Source organism: Psychrosphaera saromensis, from assembly GCF_002954545.1.
Classification (GTDB): domain Bacteria; phylum Pseudomonadota; class Gammaproteobacteria; order Enterobacterales; family Alteromonadaceae; genus Psychrosphaera; species Psychrosphaera saromensis.
In genome coordinates this window covers 93,386-111,046 of record NZ_MSCH01000003.1, presented here as the reverse complement: position 1 = coordinate 111,046, position 17,661 = coordinate 93,386, and the positions used below count along the sequence as shown (strand labels likewise).

At 37.7% G+C, this 17,661-nt stretch carries 19 protein-coding genes; 15 read left to right on the top strand and 4 right to left on the bottom strand.

Features of this window, described 5'->3' with window-relative positions:
* The first annotated feature begins 135 nt into the window (after window positions 1–135).
* The 12 genes from srmB to BTO11_RS00485 all read left to right on the top strand — a co-directional run bounded on the left by srmB (window position 136) and on the right by BTO11_RS00485 (window position 10,372).
* Complete coding sequence (gene srmB, locus BTO11_RS00540; protein ID WP_105050748.1) at window positions 136–1,365, top strand: ATP-dependent RNA helicase SrmB; 1,230 nt, start codon at window positions 136–138, stop codon at window positions 1,363–1,365.
* A 53-nt stretch (window positions 1,366–1,418) separates the two neighbouring features.
* Window positions 1,419–1,937, top strand: a complete 519-nt coding sequence (locus tag BTO11_RS00535) for a retropepsin-like aspartic protease family protein (protein WP_105050747.1) — start codon at window positions 1,419–1,421, stop codon at window positions 1,935–1,937.
* A gap of 65 nt (window positions 1,938–2,002) precedes the next feature.
* Window positions 2,003–2,860, top strand: a complete 858-nt coding sequence (nadC, locus tag BTO11_RS00530) for a carboxylating nicotinate-nucleotide diphosphorylase (protein WP_373295205.1) — start codon at window positions 2,003–2,005, stop codon at window positions 2,858–2,860.
* Window positions 2,861–2,944: 84 nt separating this feature from the next.
* Entirely contained in the window at window positions 2,945–3,466 is a 522-nt protein-coding gene (locus BTO11_RS16660; RefSeq protein ID WP_105050745.1) for a pilin, read from the top strand.
* Between the two features lie 71 nt (window positions 3,467–3,537).
* The gene (locus tag BTO11_RS00520; RefSeq protein ID WP_229793374.1) at window positions 3,538–5,340 is read left to right on the top strand and encodes a GspE/PulE family protein; all 1,803 of its coding nucleotides are present in this window, start codon (window positions 3,538–3,540) and stop codon (window positions 5,338–5,340) included.
* Window positions 5,341–5,383: 43 nt separating this feature from the next.
* On the top strand, window positions 5,384–6,589 hold the full coding sequence (locus BTO11_RS00515; protein WP_105050744.1) for a type II secretion system F family protein: 1,206 nt from the start codon (window positions 5,384–5,386) through the stop codon (window positions 6,587–6,589).
* 33 nt (window positions 6,590–6,622) lie between these two features.
* Window positions 6,623–7,546, top strand: a complete 924-nt coding sequence (locus tag BTO11_RS00510) for a prepilin peptidase (RefSeq protein WP_105050743.1) — start codon at window positions 6,623–6,625, stop codon at window positions 7,544–7,546.
* Window positions 7,546–8,205 (top strand): dephospho-CoA kinase, encoded by a 660-nt coding sequence (gene coaE / locus BTO11_RS00505; RefSeq protein WP_105050742.1) that lies wholly within the window; start codon window positions 7,546–7,548, stop codon window positions 8,203–8,205. Before BTO11_RS00510 ends, coaE begins: the two co-directional genes overlap by 1 nt.
* A gap of 124 nt (window positions 8,206–8,329) precedes the next feature.
* The gene (locus tag BTO11_RS00500) at window positions 8,330–9,079 is read left to right on the top strand and encodes a cell division protein ZapD (protein ID WP_105050741.1); all 750 of its coding nucleotides are present in this window, start codon (window positions 8,330–8,332) and stop codon (window positions 9,077–9,079) included.
* A gap of 8 nt (window positions 9,080–9,087) precedes the next feature.
* The gene (locus BTO11_RS00495) at window positions 9,088–9,318 is read left to right on the top strand and encodes a DNA gyrase inhibitor YacG (protein WP_105050740.1); all 231 of its coding nucleotides are present in this window, start codon (window positions 9,088–9,090) and stop codon (window positions 9,316–9,318) included.
* 14 nt (window positions 9,319–9,332) lie between these two features.
* Window positions 9,333–9,749 carry an alternative ribosome rescue aminoacyl-tRNA hydrolase ArfB gene (arfB, locus tag BTO11_RS00490; protein WP_105050739.1) on the top strand — a complete coding sequence of 139 codons (417 nt, stop codon included), beginning with the start codon at window positions 9,333–9,335 and terminating at the stop codon, window positions 9,747–9,749.
* A 149-nt stretch (window positions 9,750–9,898) separates the two neighbouring features.
* Entirely contained in the window at window positions 9,899–10,372 is a 474-nt protein-coding gene (locus BTO11_RS00485; protein WP_105050738.1) for a hypothetical protein, read from the top strand.
* Window positions 10,373–10,432: 60 nt separating this feature from the next.
* Here the strand turns inward: BTO11_RS00485 and BTO11_RS00480 are convergent, their stop codons facing one another.
* Window positions 10,433–11,188, bottom strand: coding sequence for a siderophore-interacting protein (locus BTO11_RS00480; protein ID WP_105050737.1), 756 nt, complete (start codon window positions 11,186–11,188; stop codon window positions 10,433–10,435).
* A gap of 101 nt (window positions 11,189–11,289) precedes the next feature.
* On the opposite strand from BTO11_RS00480, the gene BTO11_RS00475 reads away from it, so the two are divergent.
* The gene (locus BTO11_RS00475) at window positions 11,290–11,724 is read left to right on the top strand and encodes a MarR family winged helix-turn-helix transcriptional regulator (RefSeq protein ID WP_105050736.1); all 435 of its coding nucleotides are present in this window, start codon (window positions 11,290–11,292) and stop codon (window positions 11,722–11,724) included.
* Between the two features lie 241 nt (window positions 11,725–11,965).
* On the opposite strand, the gene BTO11_RS00470 is transcribed toward BTO11_RS00475, so the two are convergent.
* Window positions 11,966–14,131, bottom strand: coding sequence for a prolyl oligopeptidase family serine peptidase (locus BTO11_RS00470; protein ID WP_105050735.1), 2,166 nt, complete (start codon window positions 14,129–14,131; stop codon window positions 11,966–11,968).
* Window positions 14,132–14,460: 329 nt separating this feature from the next.
* Here BTO11_RS00470 and BTO11_RS00465 point away from each other — a divergent pair, with 329 nt between their 5' ends.
* Together BTO11_RS00465 and BTO11_RS00460 are read left to right on the top strand one after the other, a co-directional pair.
* Window positions 14,461–15,402 (top strand): SPFH domain-containing protein, encoded by a 942-nt coding sequence (locus tag BTO11_RS00465; RefSeq protein WP_105050734.1) that lies wholly within the window; start codon window positions 14,461–14,463, stop codon window positions 15,400–15,402.
* 14 nt (window positions 15,403–15,416) lie between these two features.
* Window positions 15,417–15,866, top strand: coding sequence for an NfeD family protein (locus BTO11_RS00460; protein WP_105050733.1), 450 nt, complete (start codon window positions 15,417–15,419; stop codon window positions 15,864–15,866).
* A 104-nt stretch (window positions 15,867–15,970) separates the two neighbouring features.
* On the opposite strand, the gene BTO11_RS00455 is transcribed toward BTO11_RS00460, so the two are convergent.
* Window positions 15,971–16,825: a mechanosensitive ion channel family protein gene (locus BTO11_RS00455; RefSeq protein WP_105053611.1), complete on the bottom strand. Its 855-nt coding sequence runs from the start codon at window positions 16,823–16,825 to the stop codon at window positions 15,971–15,973.
* Between the two features lie 7 nt (window positions 16,826–16,832).
* Complete coding sequence (locus BTO11_RS00450) at window positions 16,833–17,648, bottom strand: hypothetical protein (protein ID WP_105050732.1); 816 nt, start codon at window positions 17,646–17,648, stop codon at window positions 16,833–16,835.
* Between the last annotated feature and the right edge of the window lie 13 nt (window positions 17,649–17,661).

Here is a 17,661-nt window from a genome sequence, read left to right as displayed (position 1 = left end):
AAATATTTTACTTTGATGTTTTGTAAGTTAAGATTTTATAACTAAATCATTTATTTTAGTTATTTTTTAAAACCTCACAAACCTATAAACATCAGAGCCGTGTTTTATCCATAGATAGTATTTCAGGAATTTTTAATGTCGTTTAGTGAATTTGATTTAGACCCTCGCCTTGAGCAAGGCATTTATGCAATTGGTTATACTCAGCCAACCAGGGTTCAAAAATTAGCGATACCTGAAGCGCTAGAAGGGTTAGATATTTTAGCCAGTGCGCCAACAGGCACAGGTAAAACCGCTGCGTTCTTAATCCCTTCTATTCAATACTTATTAGATTTCCCTCGTAATGCACCGGGTTTTGCTCGGGTATTAGTATTGGCACCAACTCGTGAATTAGCGTACCAAATCTTTGAAGTTGCTCAGCAGTTAACTGCCTTCACCGACTTAAAATCAGGTGTGGTAACTGGCGGTATTAACTACGGCAGTCATAAAGAAATATTTGAAAAAAATAACGATATATTAATTGCGACTCCAGGACGTTTAACTGAATACTTAGAAGCTGAAAGCTTTCACTGTGAGAATGTTGAGATACTTGTATTAGACGAAGCGGACCGCATGTTAGACATGGGCTTTCGTAGCTTTATGGCAACCATTGCTGAGCAATCTCGTAACCGTAAACAAGCCATGTTGTTCTCAGCCACATTAGAAGGGCGTGGCATTATCGAGTTTAGTCATCAGGTATTAACGGAAGCTGCTCGTATTGATGCTGATGCGCCACGTAGAGAACGTGGAAAGATAGTACAGTGGACGCATTTGGCCGACAGCACAGATCATAAATTTGCTATGTTAATGCATTACTTGAAGTCGGAAGAAGTCACTAAATCAATCATCTTTGTTAAAACCAAAGAACGTTTGGAATTAGTGGTGCAAAAGCTACAAGCGGAAGATATATCAGCAACGTATTTACAAGGTGACATGCCGCAAGATAAACGTTTAAAAGCCGTTGAACGTGTTAAGTCTGGTCGCTCTACAATATTAGTGGCAACCGACCTTGCCGCTAGAGGATTGGATATAACTGATATCAGTCACGTATTTAACTTTGATATGCCACGCACGGCTGACATCTATGTTCACCGTATAGGTAGAACCGCACGAGCGGGCGCTAAAGGTTATGCCATTAGTTTGATTGAAGCGCATGAAATGGCCGTTGTTAAAAAGATTGAACGTTATACAGAGCAACAATTTAAACATAGAAAAATTAAAGGTTTAGAGCCTAAGAATAAAGAAGCAAGTGTGCCGAAGAAACATAAAAAGCCACATAAAAAGAAACTTGCTAAAGCGGCTGTAAAGAAAAACAAAAAGAAGAAATAATCCAAATACACATAAGTTAAAGGCAACTAAATATCTAGTGGTAGTTAATTAATATGAGCAATCAACCTAAACAAATAGGTAAAACTTTCGCATTCATTTTTTGGGGACTGTTGTTGGTCGGTCTATTTTATTTTTTCCAAGATAAATTAGCCCAACAAGAAAACCCAAATTCTCAGCCGAACTCTTATCAAGTTGGTGATGTTCAAGTGCTTGAGCTACAACGTAATCGTTATGGTCATTACGTTACTAGCGGCTTAATTAACCAGGTCAGTGTTGAATTCATGTTGGACACAGGTGCAACCAATGTTGCCGTGCCACAAGCGGTAGCCAACAAGGTTGGTTTACGCAAAGGACAGCCTATCCAAGTGAATACTGCCAATGGCATCGCCACGGCTTACACCACAGTGATAGACCAGTTAAATCTTGGTGAAATTCAATTGTTTGATGTGAAAGCGAGTATCGTTCCTGGTATGCAAGGTACTCAAATTTTATTAGGCATGAATGTATTGAAACAAGTAGAATTCCGTCAGTTGGGCGACCAACTTACGTTAAAGCATCACATTAATAATTAAAACTGCACTAGTTAAATAAGAAATAATAAAATAATAACTATTTTCAACCGCCAATATTGTAAGTAATTGAAATGCATAAACCTTATATAAAGCAACAAGTTAGCCAAGCCTTAAGCGAAGACCTAAATGGTCAAACTGCCTTTGATGGTGACATTACCGCACAACTCATTCCTGCTACGCAACAAGCCACAGGCAAAGTGATCACTCGTGAACTTGCCGTTATCTGTGGTGTTGAGTGGGTAAATGAAACCATGAAACAAGTTGATTCTAGTTTAGTGGTTACCTGGTTGGTAAAAGACGGAGATGAAGTTAAACCAGATCAAACGTTATTTATTGTAAAAGGTGCTGCAAGAGCCATTTTAACAGCGGAACGTACCGCGTTAAACTTTTTACAAACCTTGTCAGCGACCGCAACATCAACGCATAAATACGTTTCTAAAGTTAAAGCACTAGGTAGCACAACTAAGATTTTAGACACACGTAAAACTATCCCAGGTTTACGTTTTGCTCAAAAATATGCAGTTAAATGTGGTGGCGGCGAAAATCATAGAATTGGTTTGTTTGATGCGTACTTAATAAAAGAAAATCATATTCAAGCGGCTGGTGGCATTACTCAAGCAGTTGCACGAGCGCAAGAATTAAATCCAAATAAAACCATTGAAGTAGAAGTTGAATCTGAACAAGAATTGATGGAAGCAATAGAAGCTGGCGCACATATCATCATGTTAGATAACTTTGACGTAGCACAAACTGCCAGTGCGATCGCATTGGCTGATGGCCGTGTTAAATTGGAAGCATCTGGTAATATGGACGGAGAAAAGTTTAAAGCGTACGCGCAACTCAACGTCGACTTTATTTCAATTGGTGGCTTAACCAAACATATTGAAGCCATCGACTTATCTATGCGTTTTACTGAAATATAATTAGCAACAGATCCAAACTGGCATCTTCATAAATGTGAACTATTATCTATTTTGGGAACAAAATAGATAATAGGGATTATTGTTATGCCATCTTCTAATATAAAAGGGTTTACGCTAATAGAACTTATGATAGTGGTTACTATTTTAGGTATCTTATCTTGGTTAGCGGTTCCCAAATATCAAAACTACAGTTTAAAAGCCACAGTCTCTACCCAAATCAGTTCGGCCATTCGGCCGCTGCAAAATGCCATCTTTGAATACGTTTCTTACAATGGTGAACTACCTGAAAGTTTTACCGATTTAGCCAGTAGTGGTTTTGTTGATAATGACGGACTGCAATACGACAGTGCTACCGACTTTGCCAACGGGGCTGTGTCAGGTATTGATGTTAGTTTTCCAACGGACTCTTCTAGTGAACTTATTTTAGGTGTTAAGTTTGCTTGTACTGCAGTGTCCTCTAGCTGCACTACAGTTGCCCCTAAAGCGTTGCAAACATTAACCGCCGAGTTAGTGATTAGCTTAAATGATAATGGTTCAGTCAATATCCTGTTAGACCCAAGCCGTGACGCAAATTTAGCATTTAAAGGTTTTCTCCCTCGTTTATAGGCTTTTAAATATATAGCTTATAAGGCCTATTTTCCTGGTAAGAGGAAGGACTAAGTAAAAGGAGATACATTATGAAATCTGTTATGGAAAACATACTAATAAAGCAACTGCTGAGCCACAGCATGATCAATAAAGTGGATATTGAATTACTGGCAAAGCAGGCTGATAACTATTTAACAATTCCTTTGGCTTTAGTGTCGGAGGAAATTTTAACATCACAACAGCTAGCTCATTTTTGTTGCAAGGTATTTGACGTTCCTGTTTTAACTGTTGGCGAACTTGAGGTTGCTAGGTTGGAACTTGCTGATGGGAAATGTCTGCATAGCGCATTGTTGAAAAGCCAGGCTGACTTTATGCGTGAGCATCAAGTTTTACCTATTGCACAACAAGATCAACTGGTGACTTTAGCGACTGCGGAACCATCTAACTACGCAGTGCAAACTAGCTTTGAATTTAATACTGGCTTACATGTAGATTTAGTATTTTGTGATCCTATAGTGTTACAACAAAAAATTGCGCAATTGCTACCGTTATTACAGTCCACAAATACAAGTGCTAAAACAGGCACAAATACAAACAACAACCTGAAAGGAGCAAGTCAACTCAATCCGCAATTAGTGCAGCCGGTTACTAACCTAGAAGTAAGAGATTCTGACGCCGTGACGTTTAATCAACAAGATGATCGCATTATTTCCTATGTAGAGAAAATATTAAAACAAGCCATCAATCAGAGTGTTTCAGACTTACATTTTGAACCGTACGAAAATAGTTACCGCATTAGATTTAGAATTGACGGGGTATTAATTAATAAAGGATCGCCACCAGAAAGTTTACATTCTCGTTTGGCTGCTAGGATCAAAGTTATCGCTAATATGGATATCGCGGAAAAACGTAAGCCGCAAGATGGTCGATTAAAACTAGACTTAGACAACAATAAACATGTTGAATTTAGGGTGAGTACCTTACCAACAATCTGGGGCGAAAAAGTTGTACTAAGAGTCCTAGACACTCAAGGTTATATGGCCGATGTTAGCCAATTAGGCTTTGAAACAACACAACAACAAAGTTATATCGATACACTTTCTGAACCACAAGGACTTATCTTAGTCACAGGTCCTACGGGCTCTGGGAAAACGTTAACTCTATACAGTGGCCTCAATTTTCTAAATTCAGAAGATAGAAATATATCTACCATTGAAGACCCGGTTGAATATCATTTACAGGGGATAAACCAAGTACAGGTTAATCAAAAAGCCCAGTTGGATTTTGCTAGTAGTTTACGGGCGTTTTTACGTCAAGACCCTGATGTCGTCATGGTCGGTGAGATCAGAGATTTAGAAACCGCACAAATAGCAATAAAAGCCTCTCATACCGGCCATTTAGTTTTATCAACATTACATACTAACTCGGCCGCAGAAACATTGAATCGCCTTACTAATATGGGGCTACCCACTTATAACTTAACTAGTGCAATATCTCTTATTATTGCGCAAAGACTAGTGCGCTGTTTGTGTGAGCACTGCAAACAACCGGAACTGAATATCCCTGAGCAGGAATTAATTAAACAAGGCTTTAGCTCTATGGTGAGTGCGGACATTCCAAATGTGATTAACACTAAATTAAGTGGTATCACGTTATATAAAGCCGTTGGCTGTCGTCGTTGTAATCAAGGCTATAAAGGGCGTACCTCTATTTTTGAATTACTAAAACCAAATGAAAAAATTAGACGACTTATTATGCAAGGTTCTGATGCATTGGATATACAAACAGAAGCGATGCAAAGTGGCATGATGTCGTTAAGACAAGCTGGGTTATCTAAGGTATTACAGGGCATAACTAGCCTGGAAGAAGTTAATAGGGTAGTGAGCCATTAAATCATTAACCCGATAATCATTTAGCATCATTCACGGATCAACAATGTTGTTTAATAAAGAGCGTACATACATTTATCAAGGCGTTGATACTAGCGGACAAAAAGTGTCGGGCAAGCTCGCCGCTATGTCTAAATCATTGGCGCAACAGCAGCTAGATGATAAAGGATTTACCTCAGTTCGTTTAAAATCTAACTTTAAAATTAGGTTTTTTAATAAATATTTGTCTAAAAAGCAGGTTAGCGATTTCACTCGCAGCTTAGCAACACTTTTACAAGCTGGCCTACCGATAGTGACTAGCTTAGAGATCATCAAAAAAGAAGTTAAGCATTATGGTTATGCAAGGTTACTTGCTAGGTTAATCGGTCGAGTAAATATGGGACATTCATTATCAGCCGAATTGAAATTTTGGCCACAATATTTCAGCTCCTTCTATTGTGAATTGGTTGAAGCTGGTGAGTCCGTTGGACGAATAGATGAAAGTTTTGTCAGACTTACTTATTATTTAGAGCATAAGGAACAGCTGAGAAATAAAATTAACAAAGCCATGATGTATCCCACCGCCGTGCTTATTGTCGCTTTCATTGTGGTCGGCATTTTAATGGTAAAAGTGATCCCCAGCTTTGAGGATATCTTTTCTAGTTTTGGTCGAGCGTTGCCAGAGCCAACAAGGTTAGTGATATCTTGGTCGCAAAGTATTCAGCAAAATTGGCATTTAATATTAGCGGTTATCTTGTGTGTTGTTGTCACTTTCAAATTTGCCTGCCGCCTTCATTGGTTTTGCTTACTCAAGGATACATTGGTATTAAAGCTGCCTTTATTTGGTTCTATAATGACTAAATTTATTTATGCCAATATAAGCCAGACTTGCCATACCTTATTCTCAGCCGGCATTCCGATGCATCAGGTTTTGCATTCAGCTGCAAAATCGTCAGGTAATTTGATTTATAAAAATGCACTTTTAGAGATTCAAGCACAAGTTTCTTCTGGTACTATGTTGCATATTGCTATGGAAGATAAACACCTGTTTTCTGATACCTTTATTCAGCTGTTAGCAATAGGTGAAGAGTCCGGGAAGTTAGAGCATTGTTTACTTAAAATTAACAATATTTATCAAAACGAAGTTGAATACGATATTGATAAGTTAACCAATCTTATAGAGCCTAGCATTATGCTATTGTTGGGAATATTAGTTGGTGGGTTGGTACTGGTTATGTACTTGCCTATTTTTGACATGAGCAGTTCCATATAATTGTTATACCTTAAGACGGAATGTTAAAAACCTATGTTTGAGCCTTTATTATCGTTACTAGAAGCCAACCTTATCTTCTTTGTTATAAGCGTTGCGCTACTGTCATTAATAGTCGGAAGTTTTTTAAATGTGGTGATCTACCGATTACCTAAAATGATGGAAAGTGAATGGCAATGTGACTGTCGTGAGCTATTAAAAGATGAGCTTAAAACACCATCAAAACCTCAAGTTGAGACTCAATCAGAGTCGCAACCAGAACAGCAAGCTGAGACTAAAACGTTTAACTTAGCAAAGCCAGACTCACATTGTCCAAGTTGTAATACGCCAATAAAAGCATGGCAGAATATTCCGGTTATTAGCTACTTATTATTAAAAGGTAAGTGTGCCAATTGCCAAACTAAAATATCGAAACGTTATCCAGCGATTGAGTTATTAACCGCTTTTTCATCTGCTATCGTAGCCTACCAATTTGGTTTCTCGGCTCAAAGCTTGGTACTTATTCCGTTAACCTGGGCATTTATCTGCTTAATTTTTATCGATATAGATAAGATGTTATTGCCTGATCAAATTACAATTCCACTTTTATGGGGCGTGTTAATTGCTGCCAATTGGAATGTATTTTTAACCCCAATGGCGACGATTTTTGGTGCAGTTGCAGGTTACTTATTCTTATGGACAGTTTATTGGTTATTTAAACTGGTGACTGGCAAAGAAGGCATGGGACACGGCGACTTTAAGCTATTAGCTGTCATAGGTGCCGTTGTTGGTGTAATACAATTACCTATGGTTATCTTAATGTCTTCCATCGTTGGGGCCATTGTTGGTATTGGCTTGATGTTTACATCTGGTGCTGGGCGTAATACTGAAATGCCATTTGGTCCGTATTTGGCAATAGCGGGTTGGATTGTAATGTTATGGGGTGATCAAATATTTAACTGGTATATAGGTTTAATGTAATGACTGAAACAGCGAACACCAATCAATTGAATCTTAATGATAAATTAATCATAGGGGTTACCGGAGGAATTGGCTCGGGTAAATCAGCGTTAACGGCCGAGTTCGAAAAGTTAAATGTAGTCGTTGTTGATGCTGACGTTGTTGCCCGTGAAGTAGTGGCCGTAAACTCTCCTGCTTTAATGCAAATTGTTAATGAATTTGGCCCTGACATTTTATTATCAACTGGTGAATTAAACCGAGTCAAATTAAGAGAAATTATCTTTAGTGACGAACAAAGTAAGCAGACATTAAATGCCATTATGCACCCAGCTATCCGTAATGAATTGATACAACAACTTATCCATGCAAAATCGTCGTATGTTATTTTATCGGCTCCTTTGTTATTTGAAAATAAGTTAGATAAGTTAACCGACAAAGTAGTCGTTGTGGACGTGCCTGAGCATGTTCAGGTAAATAGAGCGTCGAGTAGAGATGATGTAGAGCAAGAACAAATTAAAGCGATTATGGCAAGTCAGTTCTCCAGAGAGCAACGAAACGAAAAGGCGGATTATTTAGTAGCCAACGAACACGACATTTCGCTGTTAGCGAAACAAGTAATTAAGTTAAATACTGAATTTTTACGTTTGTCCGCCGATAAGCTTGGTAATAGAGCAATTTAACATGTAGCGAATTAAGGCAAAATGCACTAATGTTTAGTTCGTAGTCATTTTAAAAGTTATGATTAAGCTTTAGTCTAATTGAGTTATCTACCTTTACTAATATTAATAATAAAAAGACAGAATAATGAATTCAGCGATTTACGAACATCCTTTAAATGAAAGAGTACGTGTTTTGATGCGCTTAGAGTTATTGTTTGGTTTGTTAGATGGCCACAAAGACATAAGCCAAAGAGTGAATATCCAATCGTTCTTTTCAGTTTTATTTAACTGCATTGAAGTACTGGAAAGAAATGATATTAGACCGACCCTTTCATTTTATTTGGATTTACTTGAAAAAAATATGGTTCGTTGGTCAGCACATCCTGATATTTTTGATGAGACCCTGCAAAATAACCTAAAACAAGCGGTTAAATTACAACACCAAGTTAGTAACATGAATAAAGTTTGTCACGATTTAAAAGAAGACAAGTTTTTAGCCAGTTTACGCCAGCGTTTTTCTATTGCTGGTGGCTCATGTTGTTTTGACCTTCCTCAGTTAGATTACTGGTGCAATAAGCCTATAGAGCAAAGGCAACTTGATGTTGATGAGTGGACAAGTATCCTAAAACCTTTAAGACAGGCATTAGACTTTACTTTGCACTTTTTACGAGAGCTAGACCCATTTGAGAATAAATCAGCGGTTAATGGCTTTTACCAAGATTCCTGCAGTAATAAAATTTCATTGATCAGAGTAAAATACGACGCAGACCTTGGTGTGTTTCCAATGGTCAGTGGCAGTAAACATCGTTACACCATTACCTTTATGGTGCCAGATAAAGTATTAGTCAAAACTGGTGTAGATGATACAATCGAGTTCGGATTATCAACCTGTTAAAAGACGTTATGACTACTGTAGTAAAATGCCCAACCTGTGAAACCGCCGTTATATGGCAACCTCTTTCTGAATTTAGACCATTCTGTAGCGAACGCTGCAAGTTAATTGACCTAGGTGAATGGGCTAGTGATACAAGAGTGATCACCCAACCAATTCAAGGTGCGGTAATGTCAGAAGCTGATTTAGACGCGATGGAAGATTTATTAGCTGAGCAAGATAACCAGTTTTTTAAAGAATAGGTTACTAAGATCCAGTGATAGTTATTTCAAACAATGTATCCATACCAGACGAAGACGTAGAGCTGACAGCAATCAGAGCACAAGGTGCTGGTGGCCAGAACGTTAACAAGGTCTCTTCAGCTATTCATCTTAGATTCGATGTTACGTCTTCAAGCTTGCCTGAATTTTACAAGCAACGTTTATTAAAGTTAAACGACAAACGCCTTACAAAAGAGGGCGTTATAGTTTTAAAAGCTCAATCACATAGAACACAAGAAAAAAACCGAGACGACGCAATCAAAAGGTTAACTGACCTTATTAAAAGCGTAAACGTACCAGTGAAAGCAAGAATAGAAACGAAACCGACAAAAGCCTCTAAAACCCGCCGCCTAGACAGCAAAAAGAACAAAGCCCAAGTTAAACAGCTACGCGGTAAAGTAGGCTTTGATTAAATCTTTTGATGAAAATCTAAATTATACGGCACAATAATATTGCTTTATTTGTACAATTAGTCATATTAAGTAGATACGGACTATATTAAATGGTCGCGAGAATTAATAATTCTCGTTAAACATAATCATTGTATAAAGGGCTAACTAAAATGAAGAATATTAAGGTCTTACTAATATTAGCATTAGGTACATCTATTTGGGGATGCAGTACTTTTCCCTTTGAAAAAACGATTAAAGATGGCCATTTTAAATTTACAAATTTACATGAAGGACGTGGAAGTAATTCACAAACAGTATATTTAATGTGCTGGAAGAATAGGCCCACGCTCTGGTCTGAGCCTAAACAATACTTGGCAGGTGAACATGATCTATGGATTAAAGCTGTTATCCATAGTCGTATGGATGGAATGAAGGAAGCATATGCCAACTTTAAAACTAATTTGAGCGGCAATAAAAGTTATAGACTCAATAAAAAAATAGAAGATAATAAAATTTCTATCTGGATAGAAGACGTTGCAAACGGCTCGTTAGCCTCTGAAGTGTTAGTTCGAGATTTAAAACTCCCACCGGTTGTTGAAGATAATTACTTACAGATTAATCGCTGTAAGGAAGGTTCAGTTTAGAGTTAAATAAATATGACAACGCCAACCGTTAGTTTTTAGGTTGGCGTTTATTTTCTATAATTAGAATGGTTCAGACTTCTTCTGTGCACCAAATTTGTCTGCATCCACGCCTTGTTTCCAATAACCAACCGCCGTACAGTTTAGTCTGTTGAGCTCTAATTGCTCTTCTAACATAGGTCTGAGTGAACGTATTTTACTGGCTTCTAATGCTAGAAAAACACAAGTGTCTTTTGCCATGTTTTTGGCTAATGCCAATACTTGCTGTTCTAATGAAATACTCATTTCATCTTCAATAAACCAATATGTATTCGCTGAGTCATCATAATCCATTGTTATAATATCTGAGCGTGTCGGCACTGATATCACAGCTTGAATATCGGCATCTTGAGTAAACTTAGGTACAAATCCGTTGATTGCATTTACTGAGGTAATATCACCCACTAATAAGTAACTACTTTGATTATAATCCGTGATCTTTAAAGGCCCTGGTCCTGCAATAGCGAGCTGATCACCCAGTTTAGCGTTTTTAGCCCAGTCGGTAGCCGGACCCTTATGTCGATTTATGACAAAATCTAGTGTTAATTCTAGCGTGTCTTGATTGAAGCTACGTATAGTATACGAGCGCATTTTTTGATTTTTATCGGCTGAGTTAGTTTGTTGCTCTGACGGTAGAACCACTTTTACATGAGCACCTTCTTGGCCTGTAGGAAAGCCATTAAGGCTATCACCTGATAGAACGATGCGGCGTAAATGCGATGACAATTCAATAATGTTACTAACTTGTGTTACACGAGCATTGGTTTTTCTCTGAGCCATGGTAAATCACCTTTAACTTGTATATTAGATATTAAGTTGATAAGGTCTACTATATTCTTTATTGGTTGATATTGTCAACTAATACTTTAAAAGGTAATAAAATGCACGACAACTCAATTCCAGATACTGTTTTTGCTTTTGTTCATTCTTACAGACTGGCGATGAGATCAGGGTTAAATGCGAGTGAACTTGGCTTGAATTATATGCACGTAAAATGTTTAACCTTTATCGATTCAAATAAATCCTGTACTGCCAATGATATCGTTAATTTTTTTGCTAGAGATAAAGCCCAAATTGCCAGATTGGTGAAAGATATGATTGCCAATGCTTGGGTGATAAAAACCGATAATCCGCAAGACAGAAGAAGTCAGTTGTTATCATTAACGGATGAAGGAAAACGTTTAGCCTTATTGATTGCTGAAACTCAAGGTAAAGTCCATCAACAGATGCAGAAAAACCTTACCGACGAAGAGCTACAAGAATTTAAAAGAGTAACAGACATCATAGTGACGAACCTTACTGATCTTAATCGTTAGTCATTTTGTTGCTATGTTTTAGCTTATTGCTGGACTTATTATTGAACTTATTGCTGGACTTATTATTGAACTTATTGCTGGACTTATTATTGAAGCAGTCCCTAAGAAATTATTGAAGTAGCCCCTAAGAAATTATTGAAGCAGTCCCTAAGAAAATATTGAAATTATGACTAAGGAAGAAACACTGAAGACAAAAAAGCCATCTTAACGATGGCTTTTGGCTATAAGTTTACCGTATAAACTAAATGTCTTTCACGCCCATGTTGTATAGGGTGAAGCCATAAATATCTGCATACTGCTCTATTGTTTTGCTAATTGGCGTACCTGCGCCATGACCTGCGTCTGTCTCTATGCGAATTAGCGTTGGGTTACTACCCGCTTGTTTAGCTTGTAGCTCAGCTGCAAATTTAAATGAATGTGCTGGTACAACACGGTCATCATGATCGCCAGTAGTCACCAAGGTAGCAGGGTATTGCACACCAGCTTTTACGTTATGTACCGGTGAATAACCTAATAGATAGTTAAACATCTCTTTGTTATCTTCAGACGTGCCATAATCGTAAGCCCAGCCTGCACCTGATGTGAACGTGTGGTATCTCAGCATATCGAGTACACCAACGGCAGGTAAGGCTACTTTGAATAGCTCAGGGCGTTGAGTCATAACCGCACCTACTAATAAACCACCATTTGAACCACCCATTACTGCAAGTTTTTCTGACGAGGTAACTTTAGTGCTGATCAAGTACTCGGCAGCAGCTATAAAATCATCAAAAACATTTTGTTTTTGTAACTTGGTACCAGCGTCATGCCATTTTTTACCGTATTCACCACCACCACGTAAGTTAGCGACTGCGTAAACACCACCTAGTTCTAACCATGCCGCGCGAGTTGAACTAAATTGAGGTTGTAAACTTACGTTAAAGCCACCGTATCCGTAAAGAATGGTTGGGTTGCTGCCGTCTAGTTCAAGGCCTTTTTTGTGAGTAATAATCATAGGTACTTTTGTGCCATCTTTTGAGGCATAAAATACTTGTTTAGATTCAAACTCGTCGCTGTTGAATTTAACTTTAGATTTCATATACACGTTAGACTCACCAGATTTAACATCTAAGCTAAACGTCGTACTAGGTGTTTTTTGATTGCTAAACGAGTAATAGATTTTTGCTTGAGTTTTCTTACCAGAGAATCCACCTGCTGTGCCAACTTCAGGTAATTCAATATCACGCACTAATTTACCTGTTAGCTCATATTGCTGAACAAACGACGTTGCATGACGCATGTATTTAGCGAATAAGTAACCACCACCGGTTGACACTGATAATACGTTTTCAGTTTCTGGAATAACATCAACCCAGTTTTTTGGCTCTGGTGATAACGCATTTACTTTTACAACACGTTTATTCGGCGCATCCATATTAGTTACTAATAAAAGATCATCACCGTCACTAGTTAGTAAATAGTTATCAGAGTCTGTGTTAGTCACGACTGGAATTAGTTTTGAGTCAGACTTAGTTAAATCTTTTATGAATAAACGATTGCCAGAGGTAGAAACAGCAGCCGAAACTAATAAGTATTTTCCATCGTCGGTAACATTACCACCAACGTATCTGTGTTTTTCTGCATCAGTGCCGCCAAATACTAAAGTATCGTCAGCTTGAGCAGTACCAAGCTCATGATAATAAAGTTTGTGTTGATCAGTCTTTGCTGACAACTCACTGCCTTTAGGCTTGTCGTAACTAGAGTAATAAAACCCTTTATTACCAACCCAGGATAAGCCGCTGAATTTAATATCAACTAATTCTTTCTCTACCATCTCTTTGGTTTCGGTATTAATTATTCTAGCTTTACGCCAGTCGCTGCCGCCTTCAGAGATCATATAAACCGCAAGAGAACCGTCTTGGGTAAACTCCATACTGGCAAGGGAGACTGTACCGTCTTCACTAAAGGTATTTGGGTCTAAGAATACTTCAGCTTCTTCATTGCCTTTTTGACGATACAAAACGTATTGGTTTTGCAATCCATCATTTTTGTAAAAATAGCTGTAATCACCTTCAACAAATGGCGTTCCAACTTTTTCATAATCTAAGAATGCAGAAAGGCGTTTTTCAATTTTATCTCTATAAGGGATATTACTTAGATAAGCTTGCGTGGTTTTATTTTGTGCTTTTACCCAGTCTGCGGTTTCCGCGCTCATGTCATCTTCTAACCAACGATATGGGTCTGCTACTTGCGTACCAAAATATTCGTTAACAACATCACCTTTTTTAGTGATTGGGTACATAACTTTTTCCATTTTTGTTTGTTCACTGCTTTTTACTGTATCTGAAGAGTCAGCAGATTGACCACAACCTGCTAAAAACAAGCCTGAAATGACAGCTAAACTTAGTGATAGTTTTTTATTATTCATTAATTATTATCCAGTTAAATTGGTTCTGTGCTTAACCTATTTAAATGTTGAAGCAATGTCTAGGGGGAAGTGATAAATAGGCGATAAATGTTATGAAATAACGGTTGGTTTTGTGAACCTGAATACTAATTCAGCAAAGGATCTTTTAATATTAAGCTCAAGAGTCATTGTATTAAGAGGCGTATATCCTACCTATAAATCAATGTTTACATTTAAAGTTAATTATCCCAATAGTTTTCAGTTATCTCGTGGCGAAATTAGTTTACATTTTCGTGTTTGTTTGCATTAATGTAGCTTGAAATTATTTTGCATTAATAAGGATTTTTTTTATGGAAATGTTACTTACTCGGTTATTCACGTTTGAGTTTGCAATACTTGTGTTAGTGATTGTATTACTTAGGTCTTCAGTTAAATTTGTTCCGCAAAACAGAGCTATCTTAATTGAACGTTTTGGTAAATTTAATAAAACAATCGAAGCTGGCTTAAACTTCATTGTGCCATTTATTGATAAAGTTGGTTACGACCGTTCGTTAAAAGAACAAGCGATTGACGTACCTAGCCAATCAGCTATCACTAAAGACAATATCTCGTTAACGGTTGATGGTGTGTTGTACTTCAGAGTTCTTGACCCTTATAAAGCGTCTTACGGTGTTGACGATTATATCTTTGCTGTTGTGCAATTGTCACAAACAACAATGCGTAGCGAAATTGGTAAAATGGAGCTAGATAAAACCTTTGAAGAGCGTGATGCGTTAAATGCGAATATCGTATCTGCAATTAACGATGCTGCAGCGCCTTGGGGTGTTCAGGTATTACGCTATGAAATTAAAGATATCGTTCCACCATCTTCTGTAATGGAAGCGATGGAACGTCAAATGAAAGCAGAGCGTGAAAAACGTGCGCAAGTACTTGAGTCTGAAGGTGACAGACAAGCGGCAATCAATGTTGCTGAAGGTCAAAAACAATCTCAAGTATTAGCAGCTGAAGGTGAAAAAGCTGAACAAATTTTAAGTGCTGAAGGTGAAGCGCAAGCTATACTTCAAGTGGCTAAAGCACAAGCTGAAGCATTAGAGATGGTTGGTTCTGTAGCGAAAACGGCTCAAGGCCAAAGTGCAATCCAATTAGATTTAGCGACCAAAGCAATTGCGGCTAAACAAGCAATCGCCAAAGAGTCTACCGTTGTTTTACTTCCAGATAGCAGCACAGATGCTTCTAGTGTTGTAGCTCAAGCAATGACGATTATTAATACGCTAAACACTAAACAAAGTTAATTAGGAGTTAGTTTATGTGGTTATTTTCTGATGTGAGTCAGACGTTAATGGCTGTTGGTTTATTAATGGCAGTTATTGATGTACTGGTATTTGGTTTTGCCACTTTCTACTTAACCTTAATTGGTCTAGCTATGCTAGTTACTGGCGCATTAATTCACTTTGGGGTTATCTCAGATAGCACTACAACTGTGTTTATATCAGTGGCTTTTTTAACTGCATTATTTAGTCTTGTATTGTGGAAGCCGCTAAAAAACTTGCAGGCAACTAGCAACAATAAAAAAGTGAGTACCGACTTAGACGGTTATCAATTTACCTTAGAGCAAGATGTTGATGCAGGCGTATTTGGTAAACATCATTATTCGGGTATCGATTGGAAAGTTGAGTCTGACTTACCTATCGCTAAAGGCTCAAAAGTAGAAGTACTAGAGTTTAAGGTGGGTATTTTATTGGTTAAAGCTTGCTAAGTAGCTGAGCTAATTAAAGTAAACGAAAGGGAGTGTTTTTAAACACTCCCTTTTTTTATGCTTGTTTTTTTACTGCAAAGCTTTGAGGATTTAACTTTGAGCGTTTAACCTTCATTGCTATCACGGACATCATTTAACTTTACTGGCATAGGTTTAGTTTCACTACCGCTATAAAGGCTTAGATGTGGGAAAGGTATTTCAATGCCTTGCTCGTCAAAGGTTTTCTTAATTTGTTGATACATAGAGTTTTTCAGTTCTAAGAAGTTTTCTCTTTTGGCCCAAACAGAAAATTGAATATCCACTGACGAATCACCAAAGCCAGTTAAAATAAACAATGGCGCAGGCTCGTCTAAACAAATAACATTTTTAGCGGCGATGGCTAATAACACTTCACGCACTCGTTCAATATCTTCTTTGTAGGCGATACCAACTTTTATATCGGCTCGTCTAATTGGGAATTTGGTTAACGTGGTTACTGGCGTTTTGATCATGCTTTCGTTTGGAATACGCACAAATAAATTGTCGTATGTTCTGAGTTTCACCGACAATAAATCAATAGATATCACTTCGCCAGTTATGTCATTAATTCTTATAATGTCAGATATTGAAAATGGTCTTTCAACCATCAAAAATAAGCCGCTAATTAAGTTAGAGGCCGAGGTTTGTGAAGCAAATCCTAATGCCACAGTAAATAGTCCCGCAGCACCTAATAAGATACTTAAATCAAAACCTGCATGTTTAAGAGCCGATAAGGCAAACAAGGCTAAGATGACATAAAAAACCGTTCGTTTTAATAAAAATTGGCCATGAGTGGTCATTTTATTATCAACAATTTTAGCCACAATCCCACTGAATATCCGGCCCAGAATGTAGCCAATAATTAACAATAACACGGCCTGAAATAACACATATAAAAATGAGGTTTGTACTAAGTTAATAATCTCGCGAATAGAATCCATATCTTGGTTATCCAAATAAGTTGCTGATATTACGTATTAATTTATTTGTTTCTGACTTAATACGAGGCGTACTTATCAGCTCATATGAATGCACTTCTGACGGAACTTTTTGATTAATGTGCATTTCTACATTTTTTGAGTTGTTCTCCGTTTTAACCGTAATGCCTGAAGTCCAAAATTGATGGTGATTGTCACAATATAAATGCAGTAAGTTAACTGGCACATTAATGCGTTCTATCACAAGCGGTGTGTGCTGATGGTTAATAACGGTAATTGGCGTTATGGCTCGATGAGAACGTTTTTCCAAGTGCTCTAACTGTACTCTAGCCGAGGTGTATTTTGCGTAACACAGTTGACCATCTATGGTTGATGCACCAAACCAAGAGTCGGAAGGTCGCCAAAATGGTAAGTCTAAAAATAACTGCTGAGTCGGTAACGTTTTTTGATCTGTGAGAGTTTGTGCACTAAACCAGATTGGCGTACTAATAAATAGTCGAGCACTTTCACCAGCCAATAAGGTTAACGGTGTTGCAGGACGCGTGACTACTGAACGGTCTGCCAGTAAAGGTAATATTCTGATCTTACCTTCTGAATGGTTTTCTAGGTAACGGCCAAACATTTTTTCAGCCGTATCCGACTCTTGATTATTGTCGGTCAATTCTCGCTGCACAATAGGTTGGTCTATTTCATCTTCGGTATCCAAGTTCCAACAATTCCATTCGTTAACGGAACGTTTTATGGTTATTGCTCGTTCACCAATTTGCCAACTTTTGATCTGCTGGTTATCAAAAGAAAAGTCGCCCCACCATTTATTGTCAGTCATAACCTTGTTGATC